This is a genomic window from Sphingopyxis sp. C-1 (assembly GCF_001047015.1).
Taxonomy (GTDB): Bacteria; Pseudomonadota; Alphaproteobacteria; order Sphingomonadales; family Sphingomonadaceae; genus Sphingopyxis.
The window spans coordinates 1,171,326-1,189,433 of the sequence record NZ_BBRO01000001.1 but is presented as its reverse complement, the minus strand read 5'-3'; the positions used below and the strand labels follow the sequence as shown (position 1 = coordinate 1,189,433).

Annotated in this window: 13 protein-coding genes and 1 tRNA gene; 4 read left to right on the top strand and 10 right to left on the bottom strand. The window is 63.0% G+C overall.

Annotated features, from left to right (window positions below; all coding sequences use genetic code 11):
- The first annotated feature begins 44 nt into the window (after nucleotides 1-44).
- Nucleotides 45-3,098 (top strand): TonB-dependent receptor, encoded by a 3,054-nt coding sequence (locus SC1_RS05415; RefSeq protein WP_062178596.1) that lies wholly within the window; start codon nucleotides 45-47, stop codon nucleotides 3,096-3,098.
- A gap of 141 nt (nucleotides 3,099-3,239) precedes the next feature.
- Here SC1_RS05415 and SC1_RS05410 read toward each other — a convergent pair whose 3' ends face one another.
- Nucleotides 3,240-5,813 carry a TonB-dependent receptor gene (locus tag SC1_RS05410; protein WP_062178593.1) on the bottom strand — a complete coding sequence of 858 codons (2,574 nt, stop codon included), beginning with the start codon at nucleotides 5,811-5,813 and terminating at the stop codon, nucleotides 3,240-3,242.
- A gap of 357 nt (nucleotides 5,814-6,170) precedes the next feature.
- Between SC1_RS05410 and SC1_RS05405 the strand changes: the two genes are divergently transcribed.
- Nucleotides 6,171-7,859 carry a sulfatase-like hydrolase/transferase gene (locus SC1_RS05405; protein ID WP_062178589.1) on the top strand — a complete coding sequence of 563 codons (1,689 nt, stop codon included), beginning with the start codon at nucleotides 6,171-6,173 and terminating at the stop codon, nucleotides 7,857-7,859.
- A 48-nt stretch (nucleotides 7,860-7,907) separates the two neighbouring features.
- On the top strand, nucleotides 7,908-9,428 hold the full coding sequence (locus SC1_RS05400; protein ID WP_083435693.1) for a lipopolysaccharide biosynthesis protein: 1,521 nt from the start codon (nucleotides 7,908-7,910) through the stop codon (nucleotides 9,426-9,428).
- Here the strand turns inward: SC1_RS05400 and SC1_RS05395 are convergent.
- The 8 genes from SC1_RS05395 to SC1_RS05360 form a co-directional block, all read right to left on the bottom strand.
- On the bottom strand, nucleotides 9,425-10,357 hold the full coding sequence (locus SC1_RS05395; protein WP_062178586.1) for a hypothetical protein: 933 nt from the start codon (nucleotides 10,355-10,357) through the stop codon (nucleotides 9,425-9,427). The two genes, SC1_RS05400 and SC1_RS05395, sit on opposite strands and share 4 nt — an antisense overlap.
- A 185-nt stretch (nucleotides 10,358-10,542) precedes the next feature.
- A tRNA-Phe gene (locus SC1_RS05390) sits at nucleotides 10,543-10,618 on the bottom strand.
- Between the two features lie 84 nt (nucleotides 10,619-10,702).
- Nucleotides 10,703-10,885, bottom strand: coding sequence for a DNA gyrase inhibitor YacG (locus SC1_RS05385; protein WP_062178583.1), 183 nt, complete (start codon nucleotides 10,883-10,885; stop codon nucleotides 10,703-10,705).
- Nucleotides 10,875-11,867: a ribonuclease gene (locus tag SC1_RS05380; RefSeq protein WP_062178581.1), complete on the bottom strand. Its 993-nt coding sequence runs from the start codon at nucleotides 11,865-11,867 to the stop codon at nucleotides 10,875-10,877. The genes SC1_RS05385 and SC1_RS05380 overlap by 11 nt, the downstream gene beginning before the upstream one ends.
- Nucleotides 11,860-12,432, bottom strand: a complete 573-nt coding sequence (locus tag SC1_RS05375; RefSeq protein WP_062178578.1) for a nucleoside triphosphate pyrophosphatase — start codon at nucleotides 12,430-12,432, stop codon at nucleotides 11,860-11,862. Before SC1_RS05375 ends, SC1_RS05380 begins: the two co-directional genes overlap by 8 nt.
- Nucleotides 12,433-12,458: 26 nt before the next feature.
- Complete coding sequence (infA, locus tag SC1_RS05370) at nucleotides 12,459-12,677, bottom strand: translation initiation factor IF-1 (RefSeq protein ID WP_010162480.1); 219 nt, start codon at nucleotides 12,675-12,677, stop codon at nucleotides 12,459-12,461.
- 119 nt (nucleotides 12,678-12,796) lie between these two features.
- Nucleotides 12,797-13,663 (bottom strand): cupin-like domain-containing protein, encoded by an 867-nt coding sequence (locus tag SC1_RS05365; protein ID WP_062178575.1) that lies wholly within the window; start codon nucleotides 13,661-13,663, stop codon nucleotides 12,797-12,799.
- Nucleotides 13,660-14,844 carry a GNAT family N-acetyltransferase gene (locus SC1_RS05360; RefSeq protein ID WP_062178572.1) on the bottom strand — a complete coding sequence of 395 codons (1,185 nt, stop codon included), beginning with the start codon at nucleotides 14,842-14,844 and terminating at the stop codon, nucleotides 13,660-13,662. Before SC1_RS05360 ends, SC1_RS05365 begins: the two co-directional genes overlap by 4 nt.
- 681 nt (nucleotides 14,845-15,525) lie before the next feature.
- Here SC1_RS05360 and SC1_RS05355 point away from each other — a divergent pair.
- On the top strand, nucleotides 15,526-16,101 hold the full coding sequence (locus SC1_RS05355) for an NUDIX domain-containing protein (protein WP_062178569.1): 576 nt from the start codon (nucleotides 15,526-15,528) through the stop codon (nucleotides 16,099-16,101).
- Nucleotides 16,102-16,202: 101 nt separating this feature from the next.
- On the opposite strand, the gene SC1_RS05350 is transcribed toward SC1_RS05355, so the two are convergent.
- Complete coding sequence (locus tag SC1_RS05350; RefSeq protein ID WP_062178566.1) at nucleotides 16,203-18,098, bottom strand: XrtA/PEP-CTERM system amidotransferase; 1,896 nt, start codon at nucleotides 18,096-18,098, stop codon at nucleotides 16,203-16,205.
- Nucleotides 18,099-18,108 lie beyond the last annotated feature (10 nt).

Sequence of the window (18,108 nt, the reverse complement as noted above, 5' to 3'; positions counted from 1 at the left end):
TGGGCGGCCCCGCATCGCGCGGGATCGAAAAAGGGAGGCTATAGATGAAGTTCAAGGCACTGATCGGAACCTCGATCCTTGCGATGTCGGTGGCGACACCCGCATTTGCGCAGGATGCGGCGGATGAAGTGGAACGCGATGCTTTCGGCGGCGAAATCGTCGTCACGGCGCAGCGCCAATCGGAACGCCTGCAGGACGTGCCGATCGCGGTCAGCGCCTTCTCGACCGAGGCGCTGGAAGCACAGCAGATCAAGACACCGTCGGATCTTCAGCTAACCCTGCCCAACGTCACCTTTACCAAAACCAACTTTACCGGCGCGAGCTTCACGATCCGCGGCATCGGCGACCTTTGCGTCGGTACGACCTGCGACAGCGCGACCGCGATCCACCTGAACGGCGACCCGCTGTTTTCGACGCGCCTGTTCGAAACCGAATTCTTCGACCTTGAGCGCATCGAAGTGCTGCGCGGGCCGCAGGGCACATTGTTCGGCCGCAACGCAACCTCCGGCGTGGTCAATGTGATCACCGCCAAGCCGAAGCTTGGAGCGTTCGAAGCAGCCGCCGAAGCCGAATATGGAAATTATGATTCCATGAAGGGCAAGGCGATGGTCAACATCCCGCTCGGTGACACCGCGGGCATCCGTGTCGCCGGCATTTACCTCAACCGCGACGGCTATACGAAGAACGAGTTCCTCGACACGCGCATCGATGACCGCGACCTTTATTCGGTCCGCGGCTCGTTCCGCTGGGAACCGTCGCCCGACACGACGATCGACCTGCTCGCGTCCTATTTCCGTGAAAAGGATCAGCGTACGCGCATCCAAAAGCAGCTCTGCCAACGCGACCCGACCGGCATTCTCGGCTGCTTGAACAGCCGCCTCGACAATTCGCCTTTCAACGGCAATGCGACCTTCACCGCCGCGCTGACATCACGCGAATTCCTGGCGACGCAGGGAATTCCGACCGCCTTCGCCCTGGGCAGCCTCTATGGCCCCGACGTCTATGCCAATACGACCATTCCGTCGGACCCGCGCACGGTGAATACGGCTTATACGCCGAGCTATTTCACCAGCGAACTGACACTGCAGGGCCAGATCGAACATAATTTCGGCCCCGTGGCTTTGCAGGTTTCGGGCCAATATCAGAAGGTCAAGCTCGACGCGTCGCAGGACTATAACAGCAATGTCGGCAACCGCGCGCTCTATGCCGGCGGTCTTGCCACGCTGGCGGCGGCAGCAGGCGGCGCGCTTGGTCCGGCACTCCAGGGTTATTTCGCGCCTGTTGCCGCGGCGCTGATCCCCAACGGCCCGACCGGCCAGCTCTGCACCTCGCTGGCCGAGGAAAGCGGCACCGGATCCTTTGGCGGCAACAAGATCTGTAGCGACCAGTCGCTGCAGTTCGACCGGTCGAACCAGTATAACAGCAGCTGGTCGGCGGAAGCGATCCTGACCAGCGACTTCGACGGTCCGTTCAACTTCCTCGTCGGCGGCATCTATGCCGACTATCATCTGACCGAGAACAGCTATTATGTGAACGCCTTCCCGATCGACTATCTGACGGGCGTTCTCGGGGCTTTTTCGTCCGTCGCGAACGTGAACAAGACTCCGGCGGGCGTGATCACAGGAGCAAATCCGCTGGCCCCGGGCTATCTCGGAACGCCCTTCTTCCGCAACAACACGGCCGACCTCTCGATTAAATCCTATGGCCTGTTCGGCGAAGCCTATTTTGAAATCAGCGACCGGCTGAAACTGACCGCTGGCCTGCGCTACAACAACGACAAGAAGAGCGTGGTCGCCCGTTCGACGCTGGCAAGCTTCCTTGTCCCGCACGGTTCGACCGACGCGTTCGCTTCGCCGACGGCGGCCGGCTTCGACGCCGACCCGGGTACGCCCTGCCCCGTCCACAGCAGCGAGACGTCAAGCACGGTGGGGCCGATCGGATCGATCGCGGGCTGCGAAGCCTTTCAGGAGCGTTCGGTCAAGTTCAACAAGCTGACCGGCCGTTTCGTGATCGACTTCAAGGTCACCGACGACAACCTGATCTATGCCTCTTATTCGCGTGGCTATAAATCGGGCGGTATCAATCCGCCGCTGCAGCCGATCTTCGAAGTGCCCGAAAGCTTCCGTCCCGAACAGGTCGATGCGTTCGAAATCGGTTCGAAGAACAGCTTTGACAATGGCGCGCTGCAGCTCAACCTCACGGCCTTCTATTACAAATATAAGGACCTGCAGCTCAGCAAGATCGTCGCCCGCACCGCGGTCAACGACAATGTCAGCGCCGACGTCTATGGGTTTGAGGCCGAAGCGATCGTCCGCCCCGACCCGGCTGTCGTCATCAACCTGGGCTTCAGCTACCTGCACAGCAAGGTCACCGATGACAAGCTGACCAGCAACCCGCGCGACTTCGGCGGCGGCCGCAGCGATGCGGTGATCATCAAGGACATCACGAACGCCGCCAACTGCGCCGTTGCCTCGCGCTCGGGTAATGTCGCAGGGGTCAACGCCTTCGTGAACGGGGTCCAGCAGGTCATCAACGGGGGCTTCGTCCCCGGTGTGGCTGCCGGCGCCGGCCTGCGGCCGACAACGACGTTCCCGGCAGATGGCGGCATCGCTTCGACCGGCGCCTTTAGCATCTGCGCCGTCATGAGCGCGGCGGCATCCGGCGCTTTCGCAGCGGCGGGGCTGAATCCGACGGCGTTCGGCGGGATCGAATATTTCTCCGCCGGCGTTCCGGTCAACCTGAAGGGCAACCAACTGCCGCAGGCGCCGAATTACAAGTTCAGCGCAGGCGTGCAATATACGGCGCAGATGGGTGAAATGTCGCTCGTTCCGCGCGTTGACGTCGCTTATACCGGCGAAAGCTATGGCAGCATCTTCAACGGCAATGTGAACCGCATCAAGGGCTATGCCCAGGTCAATGCCCAGCTGCAGCTGAACGGCCGCGACGACAAATGGTATGTGAAGGGGTTCATCCAGAACGTCTTCGACGCCAACAGCGTCACCGGCCTGTACATTACCGACCAGTCGTCGGGGAACTACACCAACATCTTCACCCTCGAACCGCGCCGCTATGGCATCGCGGCTGGCGTGAAGTTCTAAACATAACGGCGGCAACGCCAAAAAAGCCCCGGCCTCTCAAACGAGAGGCCGGGGTTTCTTTTTGACCGGGACGAAAGAAAAAGGCCGGACCATCATCGATGGCCCGGCCCTTTCTATTGATCCGGCGGATCAGTGCCGAAATCAGAATTTCGCGCGCAGCTTCACCCCATAGAGACGCGGCGGAGCGGGATAGACCGCAAAGCTCGCGCTCTGTTCGGGGATCGGGAACGAGGTGATGTTGTAATATTTGTTGAACAGGTTCTCGACGTAGAATTCGATGGCGTAATTCTGGTCGGGGCCGAAGTTGAGGCCGGCCCGGGCGTTGACGATCGAATGGCCGTCATTCGCCGTGAACGGCACCGCGACGGGGTCGTTGATCGTGTTGGCGTCGCTGTTCATCCGCCAATCGACATGCACGAGACCGCCGACATTGCTGCTGATCTGCGGGGTCCAGGTGACCGCGCCGGTGACGACATGCTTCGGCGAATTGGTGAGCGGCAGTCCGTTATCGTCGCCAGCCGCCACGTCCTTCACCTCGGTATCGATATAGGAATAGCCGAGCGTGAAGTTGAGGTTCGGGGCCGGACGGATGACCGATTCAAGCTCGACGCCCTGCGCCACGACCTTGTCGAAGTTCTGGACGACGAAGTTATTCCCCATGAACGCAAGGTTCTGATAGCCCTTGAGTTCGGTGTAGAAAACGTTCGCGTTGAACTGGAACGCCGAGCTGAAGTCGGTCTTCACGCCGACTTCAAACGAGTCGACGTCTTCGTTGCCGAATTCGAGATCGGATGCCTGCGCGCCGTTGCCACCAAGGAAGGCGGTGTCGAACGAGCCACGATCGAGGTTGTAGCCGCCCGATTTGTAGCCGCGGTCATAACCACCATAGACCATGATGCGGTCGTCGAGCTTGATCGACAGCTTGGCCGTGCCGGTCAGCTTGCTCTCACTGCGCTTGTCGCGATAAATCCCGTTGAATTCGGGATTGACCACGGGGTTGCAGACGAGGTTGAAGATCGCGTTGCCGAGGCCAGACGGCAGTCCCTGCAGAGCCTGGCGATAGAGCGCGTAGCGGGGACCCTGCAGCGTCGAGCAACCGGGCAGGTTCGACTGCAGGTTGGCGTTGAGCTTCTTCGATTCATGATTGTAGCGCAGACCGAGGGTCAGCGAGACATTGTCGTTGAAGTCGATGATGTTGTGCGTGAACAACGCAAAGGCTTCGGTGTTGACGCGGTACGCATCGCCGATCTGTCCCTGCCCTGCCTGCGGCGCCGGAAGCGGCGTCAGGAAGGTGTCGAGCACACCCGCCTGCGCGGCCGCAGCCGCGAGCTGCGGGTTCGATGCGAGCAGCACCTGGCCCACCAGCGGCGAATTCGGGATCGACTGGAAAATCTGGAAGCCGGTCGGTCCGGGCACCGCGGCATCGGTCAGCGCGTTGATGAAGGCGTCGACATATTGCGCGCCCTGCGTGCCGAAACGGGTCCGTTCGGTATATTTCAGCTTCTCGTTCAAATAGAAGCCGCCGATCAGCCAGTCGACATGATCGTCGAAGGCCGTGCCCTTGAGCCGGATTTCCTGCGTGAAGTCGCGCATGCCGATCGGCATATTCTCACGATAGGCGCGGTCGATTCCGGAGAAATCGACGTCCATGCCACGCGTCGCTTTCCAGTCGCGCCATGCGGTGATCGAGGTCAGTTCGACGCCGCCCAGATCCCAGTCAAGCTGGCCCGAGACGCCCCATTCGCGCATCTTTTCGGTGAGGTCGCGATTGGGCGAATAGGCAACTTCGCGATCCTTGGGGTTATAGGGCCGCACGATGCCGGTCAGGCCATTGGCGGCGGCCAGCCCCTGAATCACCGAGCTTGCGGCAAAGGCAGGCGTGCCCGGCTGCGCAAAGCCCGAATTGGTATTGAGCGCGCCGCAGCATTGTTCATCGGTCTTGGCATAGTCCGCGATCAGGCGGAACGAGACGTCGTCCTTCTCGAACAAGGCCTGTCCGCGCACCGACCAGCGGTCGAGGTTGTTGAAGCGGCGGTCGCTGTTCACGTCTTTGATATAGCCGTCACGCTTGTGATATCCGCCGTCGAGGCGCAGCGCGATCGTTTCGGAAACCGGCCCCGTAATCCCTGCCTTCAGCTCGATTTCGTCGAGATTGCCATAGCTTGCCTCGGCATAGCCACCAAGTTTGAAGCTCGGCTTTTGCGTGACGATGTTGAGCGCACCCGCCGACGTGTTGCGGCCGAACAGCGTACCTTGCGGCCCGCGCAGCACTTCGACGCGATCGATCGGCGGCAGGTCGGCAAGGGCAAGGCCCGCACGCGCACGGAAAACGCCGTCGACGAACACGCCGACCGACGGTTCGAAACCGGGGTTGTCGCCCGCCGTGCCGATGCCGCGGATGCGAAGCACGACGCCGGTAGCCGACGACTGGCCGGTCGTTGCCTGAAAGCTCGGCGCAATCTGGCGAAGACCGCGGATATCGCTGATGCCCGAATTTTCGAGCTGTTCACCGCCCACGACGTTGACCGCGATCGGAATATCCTGCGAACGCTGCGCACGGCCCGTCGCGGTGACGATGATGTCATTGCCATAGTCGGTATCGTCGGCCGCGGTTGCCGCATCGCCGGCGGGCGCGGTGTCCTGGGCGAAGGCGATGGTGGGGGTGGTTGCGGCGCACAACATGGTGGCGCCCAACAAAATGTTGCGCAAAGTCATGGTTCTCTCTCTCCAAACCCACCGAAGCGCAGCCAAAGGCTTATCGGGAGATGCCCGGTGGTAGGTTTCCGGTCTAACGCGCCGCCCGTCCGCGTCAACGCGCGCGCGATCCAAACGGCCGATTTTCCGCAAATTCGTGACTAAATAGCAACAGTTTACGTTACGGCAGACAGTTGCGTCCGTTGCAGAATAAAATTAGCACCGTTGTGGAGCAGACGCGGCGCCGATTTGCCAAAAATTCAGAAAGGCGCATTATCGGCGCTGGATGCTCCGGTCCTTGCCTTATTGGCCCGGTGCCGAATTTCCGGTCGTGAAGGATGGTTGATGCGGGCGCAGAGTTTGCCGAGCCCAGGAACGTTGACCAAGACAATCCTGCTCGTCATCGGCCTGGCCTTCGAACTTCCCGACATTGCCGCTCGTGTGGCCACGCTGGGGCTCTCGTTCTCGCTCCTGCTCTACGCAAGCCTTTATTGCGGGCTTGCCGCCTGCCTATGGGGTGCGGCCTTTATCCGCCGACCGATATTGCGTTGGGGCTGGGCCCTGCTGTTCGCTCTCGCCGCTATTCTCATCGGCAGCTTTCAAGGCGCCATCGGCGATGCGATGAGCTATGATGCGTTCGTCACCATGATCTATTCGGCGGGCTTCGCCGATGATGCCGCAGCGCAATACAGCGCGGCGATCGCCTGGTCTTCCGCTGCTGCATTCTTCCTGTTGCTTGGCGTCGGACTGAAGCCCCGCGGGCGGGCGCCCATACCGGGCATCGTCGCCATGCTTGCGCCCGTTCTGGGGCTGGCAATGCTGACCCTCCTGCTCTTCGTCCGGGGCGGCGAAGGCGGCCGCGGCCTGCCGAACGCATGGGTCGGGATGGCCTATTCGGCGCTTGCGGCCTTCGAAGCCGCGACCCAGCCATCGGCGGCACGTCAGTCCGTGACGATCGCGCATGGGCCGAGCAAGCAGCAAGGCGATATCGTCCTGATCATCGACGAGAGCATCGCCGGCCGCTACCTCGATATCAACGATCCCGCAGGCGTCCGGTCGGGCCTTTTGTCGCCGCCGACGGGCGTCACCGTCAGCAATTTCGGTCTCGCGGCGTCGATCACCCATTGCAGCTTCGGAAGCAATCTGACGCTCCGGCACGGGGGCACACGAGACGCCTATCACCGGATTAATGCGACGATGCCGTCGATCTTCGCTTATGCGAAGCAAGCGGGGTTCGCGACCACCTATATCGACGCGCAGCGGACCGGCGGCGCCTATCAGAACGGCATGGATGATAGCGAGCGGCGACAGATCGATCACTTCGTGCAGTTCGGCGACACGGCCGTCGTCGATCGCGATATGGCCGCGGCGGATGCGCTGATCGCGGCGCTGGGCAATGAACGGCGTGACTTCGTCCTGATAAACAAGATGGGCGCGCATTTTCCCGTCGCCGACAAATACCCCGACAGCGCCCGCATTTTCGCGCCGACGCTGCCACGCAACGAAGCCGCGGCCGTGACCGAAACACAGCTTCCGGAAAATCTGTACAGCGGCGCCGAAAGCTGGCGGCTTTATCGCAACAGCTATCGCAACACGGTGGCGTGGACGGTGGGCGATTTCTTCGACCGCCTGTTCGCCCGCGCGCGGCTCGATGGAGCGCTGATCATCTACACGTCCGACCATGGACAAAATCTGCACGAACGCGGCGATGCGGGAACGACCACGCATTGCAGCCCGTCGCCGGCCAGCGAAGAGGGATCGGTCCCGCTAGCGATCATCGACACATCGGGACGCTGGGATGATGCCGCAAGGCGAAGCTTCGATGCGTCGAGCCACTATCGCATCTTCCCGACCCTGCTGAACGCGATGGGCTATGATCCAGCGGCGGTGCGCCGTCAGTATGGCGAAGCACTCGATTCCCCGCTGGCCGACCCGGCGACGTTCAACAGCCTTTTCAACGCGCGGCTGGGACGCAAGCCGATATGGATCGAGGTGAAACGCAGTAAGGTTTCCCGACCTCCGGCCAGCGACTATGCGCCGCGCAAATATGGCATTGCACCACGATGACGCGCGCGTGCAATGCTTTGCCAACGAATAGTTGCTAGGCTGCTCGCCATGTCAGGTCGCGCACTGCCCCCGGAAACCACGCTTGGCCCCGACAGCCCGATTGCGCCCGATTTCGGCCAGCAAGTACGCCGTGCGGTCATCTGGCGTTCGGGGTCGCAAATCGCAGGGCAAATCGTCGCCTGGGCCTCCACTTTCCTCGTCATCCGCATCCTGACGCCCGAAGATTATGGCCTGTTCGCACTGACGCAGGTGATGCTGATGCTCTTCACCCTGCTCAATGGCTATGGTCTTGCGAGCGCGGCGATCCAGCGGGACGAGATCGCCCCGCACGAGCTGCGACAGATTTTCGGATTGATGCTGCTGCTCAACGGCGCGCTCGCGATCGCGCAAATCCTCTGCGCCCCGCTTGCCGCCGCTTATTATCGCCAGCCGATGGTTGCCGACCTGCTGCGGGTACAGTCGCTGATCTACCTTACCATCCCCTTCTCCGCGCTCGCCTATGCGCAATTGGCGCGTTCGATGGAGTTCCAGCGTCAGGCGCAGGTCAATCTGGTCTCCGCACTGATCGGTGCAGGCGTCGCGCTCGGCGGCGCGCTGGCGGGATGGGGGGTGTGGGCACTGGTCTGGGCGCCGATCGCCATGTTCGCGGCGCGCGCGCTTGGCCTAACGATCGCGGCGCGCAGCTGGATGTGGCCAAGCTTCGATTTCCGCGGCGCGGGTTCGATCGCACGTTACGGCGGGCTGATGGCGGTCGGGCAATTGTTCGGCTTTGTCCAAAGCCAGGCGGACATATTGGTCGCCGGTCGCTGGTTCGATGCGCATCTGGTCGGCATCTATACGACAGCGTTGCTGTTGACGCAGATCTTCAACAACAAGGTCGTCCCGCCGCTCAACGAAGTGGCCTTTGCCGCCTATGCCCGGATGCAGAACGACCGGCCCGCGCTGGCCGCCGGTTTCACTCGCTCCACGCGCGCGATCATGGTCGCTGCGATGCCTTTCTTCTTCGGGCTCGCCGCAGTCGCGGAACCCCTCGTTCTCACTTTGCTCGGCGAAAAATGGCGCGAGATTGTGCCGTTGCTCCTGCCGCTGGCGCTCGCCATGCCCTTCTGGACGCTGTTCACGCTGCTTCGACCCGCGACCGATGCCCTCGGCCGCCCTGGCATTGCTTCGGGCAACGCCATCGCCGGCGCGCTGCTGATGCCCGTCGTGTTTCTTGTCGGCGCACAGTGGGGCATCATCGGCATCGCATGGGCATGGCTGATCGCCTATCCCTTGCTCCTCGCCTTTGCCGCTACCCGGTCGCTGCCCGTCATCGGAGTCGGGGCAAGCGAATTGCTCCGCGCGGTCGCGACGCCAGTGCTCGCCGCCGCTGCGATGGCGGCAGTGGTGCTATTGGTCGACCGCCTGCTGCCAGCAATGCCCGAACCGCTTCGGCTCGCGATACTCGTCGCGACCGGAGGACCGATTTATTGCCTGTGGCTGATATTGTTCGCGCGCGAGACGGTGCGCGACCTCATCGGGATGGTCCGAGGCCGGCGTATGCCGACAAGCCCCGACACTGCCGTCTAGGCTTGGCCCAAAGCCGCTACGGCCGCGCGCGTGGCGTCGATATAGGCGGTACCGCTGAAACGATAGCTGCCGATGAAATGGACGAAGCGCGCGTCGTCCGGCACGCCTTCGTCCCAGAAATTGAGATAATGGTCATATGGCAGCAGCAACGCATCGGGCTCGTTCGCGATGACCATGTTCGAGGTCACCTGTTCGCTCCCCCAGCGCGCCCAGCGCTCGGCGCCGAGCAACCGTTCCGCTTCGCGGGAAAAGGCTTCGGCAAGCATGCGCCCATTGCCGCCCCGCGCGAACCCGGCAAATCCCGAGCATCCCCGCACATAGAGCGGGTGGGCAAGCATCGGCAGTTCTACGCGATCGAGGCCACTCTCGATCGCGCCCTGCACATGCGCGTCGGGATTGAACAGGAAGGCGTCGTCATCGGTGCGGCTCGCCAACTCGGCAAAGGACAAAAGCTGCGAATCAGGATCGCCGCGCAAGGTGAAGCTGCGATTCCCGGCGATCGCTTCCGCGATCTCGGGCACGGCGCCCAGCGTCACCGTGTCGGAATCGAGCTGGATCACATAATCACCGGCACGAATGTCGAGGATGGTGAGCAGCCGTTCCCACGTTCCGCCGCGCGGGCACGGGCCGGTATCGACATCGGCAATCGAAATGACGCGCGGATTTCCAAGATGTGCGGCGAGTATCGCGCGGTCGGTGTCGGTCAACGTGCCATCGTCGAGGATTGCGATACGACCCCGGCGAAGCTGCGCGTGCAGCGATTTGACCGCTACCAGATAAGGCAGCAGCACGCGCGTGCCGATCATCGAAAACAGGACCACGCCATCGTCGGCCGGCACCACCGCGGGCGTATCCAGCACCGCGCGGGCGGCGGCGCGATGCGTGCGCTCTTTCCACAAACGGTTGAGTTTGTTTACGATCCTGTTCATCGCGCGGCCGTAACACGCGCGACCACCCTTGGGTAGAGGCGATAATCCCAGCATTTGCGCCCTTTCAGGACGTTTTGTGCCACAGATATCCGGGGCGCTCGCGGGCGCCGATGACCTTGCATCACCGAACCTTCAACGCGCGCGGTTGCACACGCAAGGCCCGGCATGGTTTTCGGTGAAGGAAGTGGTGCCTGGGGACGGGATCGAACCGCCGACACTGCGATTTTCAATCGCATGCTCTACCAACTGAGCTACCCAGGCGAGCCGCTGCGGCCGGTCGGCCGCGCTGGCGAGCGGCGGCTATAGGCAGGGCTTTGCGTCCTGTCCAGCACCTTTCTTCGCGATTTATCCCTCGTCGAAACGATCCTCGTCGGCGGTGCCGTCGGGCGCCTGATCGACCGGAACGCGATAGCCTTCGCCGAACCAGTTCAGCAGGTCGCGATCGCGGCAACCACGACTGCAAAAGGGTTTGAATTCGGGATCACGCGGCTTGCCGCAGAGCGGACAGCGCGGGGGTTTACTGGGCATGGCCCACTCCTTTCACGGCGGAATCCGCGGCAAGGCGGACAGTGCGCCCGGTACGATTCTGCAGCGCCTCCACCCAATGATGATGCGCGGCAATATGATCGATCACGGCGCCCCGCGCGGTCAGCGTCAAAACGCCGGTTCCGACGGTGCGTTCCGCCTGCCGCAGCAGGAGCGCGGCATCGGTCGCGACGGGATCGAGCCGGACCTGTTCGATCAGCGAGGGACGGTCGCGGCGGCGGATGATCTGCATGAAGCCGAAGCCGTTGACCGCAGTCCGCTCGAACGGCTGCGGAAGTGCGGCATCGACCGCGGCGTCGATCGCCTGTCGTCCGGCGCGATCGGGCAGCGACGGAAAGTCGATCCCGATCGATCCTCCAACATCGCAGCGACGGATCACCGACGCCGCCGCCCCCGCGCCAGCCTTGGCGAGCGCCAGTGCCTCGCCCTCGCCGTCGATATCGATCAGCAGCATCGCAGGCGTGGCATCGACCCAGAGCGCACCGCCCGCGAACGGCCAATGGCCGGTGCGGACGCAGTCGATCAGTTCGGACCAACCCGCCTGCTCAAGTCGGTCGCCGTCGGTGGGACGCAGGTCGACGACGGGAAGGCCGCTGGCCGCGATACGCGCGCGCAGATCGGGTCCGTCGGCAAGGGCTGCGCCTGCCTCGGCAATCCGCGCGCGTGCCGGTTTGTCGCGGCCGCGTTCGCGCAGCGCCATTCGCGTGATTTCGACGGTCAGCCGGGCGCCCACAGAGGTCGACGGCGGCAAGCCGGCAAGCGTCGCCGGCGGTTCGCCGGGCAAGTCCAGCGCGACGAGTGCGCCCTTGGCGCCCCTGCCCGCCTCGATCAGTTTCGCGCCGACGACCGCACCAAGGCGCGGCCCTTCGTCCTCGCGCTCGATCCGGGCTTCGACGATTTCGCCATTCTCGATCAGCGCCGCGCGCGCCTCGCCGATGCCGGCTTCATATATCCACTCAGCCAAGCGGGATACCGACGCTGGTCAGAAGGGCCCGCGTCTCGAAGAGCGGCAGGCCGACGACGTTCGAGTGGCTGCCCGACAGGAAACGCACGAACGTCTCGGCGCGTCCCTGGATCGCATAGCCGCCCGCTTTGCCCATCCCCTCGCCCGATTCGACATAGGCATCGATCTCGGTGGCACTCAGCGCCTTGAACGCGACGATCGTGTCGACGACGCGCACGCGCGCCTTTCCGTCGGTACCGACGACGCAGATCCCCGAATAGACATGGTGCCGCCGCCCGGACAGCAGACCCAGCATGCGGCGCAGATCGGCCTCGTCGGCCGGCTTTTCGAGGATGCGGCGTCCGACCGCCACCGTCGTGTCGCCCGCGAGCACGACCTCTTCCGCCGCGCGTTCGACGGCGAGCGCCTTGCCCTTCGCAAGCCGCGCGACATAATCGCGCGGCAGCTCTGCCTTCAGCGGCGTTTCATCGATTTCTGGCGCGGCAATGCGCGCCGGCACAAGCCCGATCCGCGCCAGCAATTCGCGCCGACGCGGTGAGGTCGAAGCCAGTACAAGTGCCGGCATTGGCGCGGGGGAGTTCGCCGCGCCGCTCACTTGAAGCGATAGGTGATCCGACCCTTGGTCAGGTCATAGGGGGTAAGTTCGACGAGCACTTCGTCGCCCACGAGAACGCGGATGCGGTTCTTGCGCATCTTGCCGGCCGTGTGACCCAGAATTTCGTGGTCGTTTTCCAGTTTGACGCGAAACATCGCGTTGGGCAGCAGTTCGACCACTTGGCCGCGCATTTCCAGAAGTTCTTCTTTCGCCATCAGTCCTCTATGGGTCGAAAATTCAAGGATGCGCGCCCATAACCGCAATTTGCGCCAATTGAAAGCAATCTGTCATCTGTGTTTTGAGAAGGCGTCGGCCCGCTCTGGCCAAGCCGATTTCAGGAGACGAGTTTCAGCCTGCGCGCGATGCGCCAGCCGATTGTTTTCGCCCAGGCATAGCTCGGCCAGCGCGGCGGCATCGCCGGGTCGAGGCCCATGCGGCGGAGCGTCGCATTGGCGGCATGCGCCTCGGACTCGCGATAGCTCCATTCGCTGCGCCAGGTGATCGACAGAGAGATCGACGGCGCATCGCCATTGGCGACGAAATGCGGGGCCATCACCGGCATCAGCACCGCATCACCGGGCCCGAGCGGCACTTGCTGGGCGTCGCCATGATATTCGTCCTGCCAGGGCAGATTCCGGTGACCGCCGGTGTGATAGCGTTCATGCTCGCGGCGATGCGCAAAGCGCTCATCACCGGCGGGCCAGACGTTCATCACCTTCCTGCCGCGCAGTTGCAGCAGGATATTATGTTCGGGGTCGAAGTGGAACGGCGTGATCGAACCGGGCGACGAGATGAAGATAAAGCCCTGCGGCGTCAGCATCGCGCCGGTGCGCGGTTCGACCACCGCTTCCAGTTCCCCGAGCAGACCCATCAGCAGGGTGCGATAGGCGTCCACATTCTCGATATTCTTGAGAACCGCCCAACTGCCGTTGCTGTCGATCGTTCGAATCGTCTCGCCGATCGACAGGCCGTTCGACGGGACATCCTCGGGGCGGATACCGATCGGCACATTGCCCGGGTTATACTCGACCTCGCTCGCGGGCAGATTTTCGCCGAGCGTTGCGAGCGCTTCGAGCGACAGCAAAGGATGATCGGGCAGATGATGATGCAGCAGCCCCGCCTGCTGCGGATAGAGCATCGCCATCCGCTCAAGCGTTTCGATAGGGAATACGGGCCGGGTGATCGGCTGATGCACGGTCATGACGGGCTTTCTACTTCATTTTCGGGCGCGGCGGCGCCCCTCCAGCGGCGCCACAGCCGTTCGGTCTTCGTCAGCATGGCGAAGCGAAGACGGTCGGGCGCCGACGACAGGGCCACATTGACCCAAATCAGGGCGCGGCGTTCGCGCCAGACGCTGTCGATCATCGGATGGCCAGGCGCGGCACAACTGTCGACCCACTTGACCTGCCTATTGTCGAGCAAATCGAGATTCGCCTGTTGAAGCAGCACGCCGGGCGAAAAACGGGCATAATCCTCATCGAACGCGGTCTTGAACGAAAAGCCGCCGGGCGGGCAAAGGAAGTTGACGAGCATCGCAAGCGGACGCCCGTCGAGATCGAGCGAGCGCATGTCGAGCCGTCCCGCGTCTCCCGCCGCAAGGAGGATCGCGTGGAACCACGCCTGCGTGTCGCTCTGGCTCGCGAGCGCCGATTTGGCGCGCCCTTTCCAGCCACGCGCCTCGAGATCGAGGAAGGCCTCGATCCACGGATCGATTGCCTCACCCGGCTGCCAGCGACGAAACTGCACCGCGCCATGCTCGGACAGCCGGTTTGCCTGTCGCCGCAGTTCCTTGCGCTTTTTCGCGCGCACGGCGGCATCCCAATATTCTTCTGGCGACAGGCTGCTTTCGAGCAGCGCGCGCTCCTCGCGGTGCACCACCTCGGCCTCGCTGCCGCGCTGCCGCGCCACATCGACGAGCGCGCGGTGCAGCGGCCCGCCTTCGGTAAGGCGCGGAAAATGCACCAGCGTGCGTGCCCAGGGCGCGGCGTCGCACCAACCGAGCAGGATCGACCAGAACATCCTTTCGAAACCCGCGCGAACGAGCGGGAGCCCGAGAAAATGATTGGGATGCGCCCATCCCGCAACATGGCGCAGCGGCACGCGGCCATAGTGCGTCGCGGGGGCAAGCGGCATGATCCCGATCATCGGGCCATCGCTGCCGTCGCGTACGACGACAAGCCGCGCTTGGCGATCAGGGTCGAGCAGATGCAGCGCCGATTGCAGGCACCAGCGCTCAGCGAAGGGGTTGGGCTCGCTCGCTTCGTCCGCGAGCCGATCCCAGGCAGCGGCAAGCCCGGGCGACAGCGCCAGCGGGTCGACGACACGCACGGTCAATGGCGCCGCTTCGGTGGTGCTTGCCGGAAAGGCGGGATAAACCGTCATGGGCCGCGAGCCTAGCACCCAAGCGTTAAGGATGGGTGGCAATTTGACGCCGCACGGCTCGAAGGGGCCTGACGGCTAACGACCGGGTTGCTGCCGTTGCAGGTGTGTGCCCCGGCGAAGGCCGGGGTCCAGAGCGCAACGAGCAGAGGTCGGCTCTCTGAAGCCCTGGGCCCCGGCCTTCGCCGGGGTGCGCAAATGGGAAACGACCGGTTGCCGACCAATCCTTTTTCGTCACCCCGGACTTGATCCGGGGTCCCGCTTGAGGCCGAAGCCAGTGAGTGCGTCAAAAAGCGGGATCCCGGGTCAAGCCCGGGATGACGGAAGTGGGTGACGGAATGTCAGCTCACCACCCCAAAACAGACATCGCCTCCAAAAAGGTCTTTCCTACATTATCCGGCCGTGCCAGCCTTCATCCGGCTCTTTCATTCGGTGAACAAAAAGATGGTCGCTGCCTGGCTTTCGGGTGCGACCATGATCGGACATGCCGCGCACATCCAGCAGTCCGCGACTTGCAAATCGGGGCGCTCATAGGGCTGAACTTTCCTGAACTTTGGAATATTGCGCGGCCCTTGCTCCGACCCGATCCCGGATCCAGCCGGGCGATATCCAAAGAGGGTAACGACAGCTCTCACCCCAATATCCGCCGTTCACCGCCAATCTGGATGGAATGGCCGGAAACGAATGATTTTTGTCGATCGCCGTCTTGGTGCGGCTTGCGGAAAGCGGACGGTCAGGACAATCTCGGGCAACATCCTGCAGGCCGGAGTTCATATGACATTTGCGGATAGCTACCTCGGAAGGCTCAGGTCGTTGGTAGGGAGCCGATGTCTGCTTGTTCCTGGCGCGCGCGTCATCATCGCCAGGGAGGATGGGTCGATCCTCTTGCAGCATCGAAGTGACTTTTCGGTCTGGGGATTGCCCGGAGGAAATGCGGAAGAAGGCGAGGATCTGACGGAGGTGGCGATCCGCGAGACTTTCGAAGAAACCGGGCTCAGAATACGAAATCCCAGACCTTTTGGCTTTGGCAGCGATCCGCAATTTGAAACCGTTCGGTTTCCGAACGGAGACGTCTGTCAGTTCTTCGTTATGATGTTCTACGCGACAGAATATGAGGGCCATATTGCGGCGGATAGTTCGGAAACTTTGGATTTACAGTGGTTTAATGCGAATGAACTACCGACAATGCTGGAGAATATGCGTCGAAGTGTCGAGGCATATACCGCGTTTTCAAATACCGGGACATTTCAGATGATATAGGGATGGAATTTCTATATTTTCTGCCCAGCCCGCGTCCAGTTCGAGCGGATTTTTCTCGATAAACGCCAGTCTGTTTCCGATCCCAACGCCGTCGCCGCGCATCAAATTCCGAACAGCTTGGCCAGCGACTTTTCAAGCATGAAAAATTGCCAGATCAGCCGCCCATGGTCGCGCCGCCCCGATTGGTGCGCGGCAACGATGCGCTCGATTTCGGCCATGTCGAACCAGCCCGAGCGCGCGAGCGTCGACGACGTCGCGAGCGCCTTCGCATGCTGGGCGAGCGGGCCGCGGAACCAGTGCGAAACCGGCGTCACGAACCCCATTTTGGGCCGATAGAGAATGTCGTGCGGCAGATAGCGTTCCATCGCCTGTTTCATGATCGCCTTACCCGTCCCGCGCTTGACGCGCATCGATGCGGGCAGGCTCGCGGCGAATTCGATCAACCGGTAGTCGAGGAGCGGCTCGCGCGCCTCCAGGCTGACGGCCATGCTCATCCGGTCGGTCTTGGTCAGGATATCGCCTGGCAGCCAGATCATCAGATCGGCATATTGCGCGCGATCGAGCGCCTCGCGCGCGGGCGCCTCGGCCATGGCCTTCCAATAGCGCGCCTCGGCGACATGGTCGCCGAGTGCGTGATGGGCCGCATCGTTGAACAGCCGCGAGCGTTGCGCCTGTCCCGTCACGCCGACCGCTTCGGCGTAGCCCTCTGCCCCGCTCTTCGACAGGCTGGCCAGCGTGGCGCGGGCGCGGAGCGGACGCGGCGCCCAGTCCATCTGCGGCCAGACGTGCGACAGCGGACCGAGCACGCCGCGGCGCAGGAAGCGTGGAATCAGGCCGCGCAACCTTTCTTCCTGATGCTGAAAGACCAGACGGCGATAGCCGGCGAACGCCTCGTCGGCGCCGTCGCCCGACAAGGCAACCGTCACCTCTTCACGCGCGAGTTCGCACACGCGGTAAGTCGGCAGCGCGCTTGCATCGGCGAAGGGTTCGTCGAAATGATCGGCGATCCTGTCGACGAGCGCGAAGTCGCCCGACGACACGGTGCGCGTGCGGTGATCGGTCGCGAAGCGCTCGGCGATTTGCTGGGCGTAAGCCGTTTCGTCGAGCGCGGCCTGATCAAAACCGATCGTACAGGTCTTGACCGCCTTCGCGCTCGCCTCAGCCATCAGCGCGACGACCGCGCTGCTGTCGACGCCGCCCGAGAGGAAGGCGCCGAGCGGGACGTCCGATACCATGCGGTCGGTCACCGCCGCGCGCATCAAATGGACGAGATGCTCTGCCGCCTCGCCTTCCGAAGCCCGGACGCGCTTCGAGAAATCGGGAGCCCACCAGCGCGTCGGCGCAGGCACCGGCTTGCCGCGTTCGAGCATCAGATAATGGCCGGCGGGCAGCTTCTCTACGCCTGCGACGATGCAATTGTCGTCGGGCACATATCCGAAGGCCAGGAAATCCTCGATCGCGGTCAGGTTCGCTTCCTGCCGCAGCAGCGGATTGCGCAGCAGGCCCTTCAACTCCGACGCAAAGGCCACCGACCCATCCGAGAGACGGACATAGTGGAGCGGTTTTACCCCGAGCCGGTCGCGCGCGAGAAACAGGCAGCCACGCTGATGATCGTGGATCGCAAAGGCGAACATGCCGTTGAGCCGCGACAGGCAGTCGGGACCCCATTGGCGCCACGCCGCGATGATGACCTCGGTATCGCCGCTGGTGCGGAAGCGGTGGCCGCGATCCTCAAGCTCGGCGCGGAGCTCGCGGAAATTATAGATTTCGCCGTTATAGGTGAGCGTGACGATCTCGTCGTCGCTCGCCATCGGTTGCGGGCTGCCTGCGATATCGATGATCGAGAGGCGCAGGTGGCCAAGGCCGACGCCGGGGGCGGTCCACTCGCCCGATCCGTCGGGTCCGCGGTGCTGCATCGGCTGGAGCATGGCGCGGAGGCGCGCGGGATCAACGGGCTTGGCCGTTTCAAGATGATAGATACCCGCGATGCCGCACATATTCTGACGC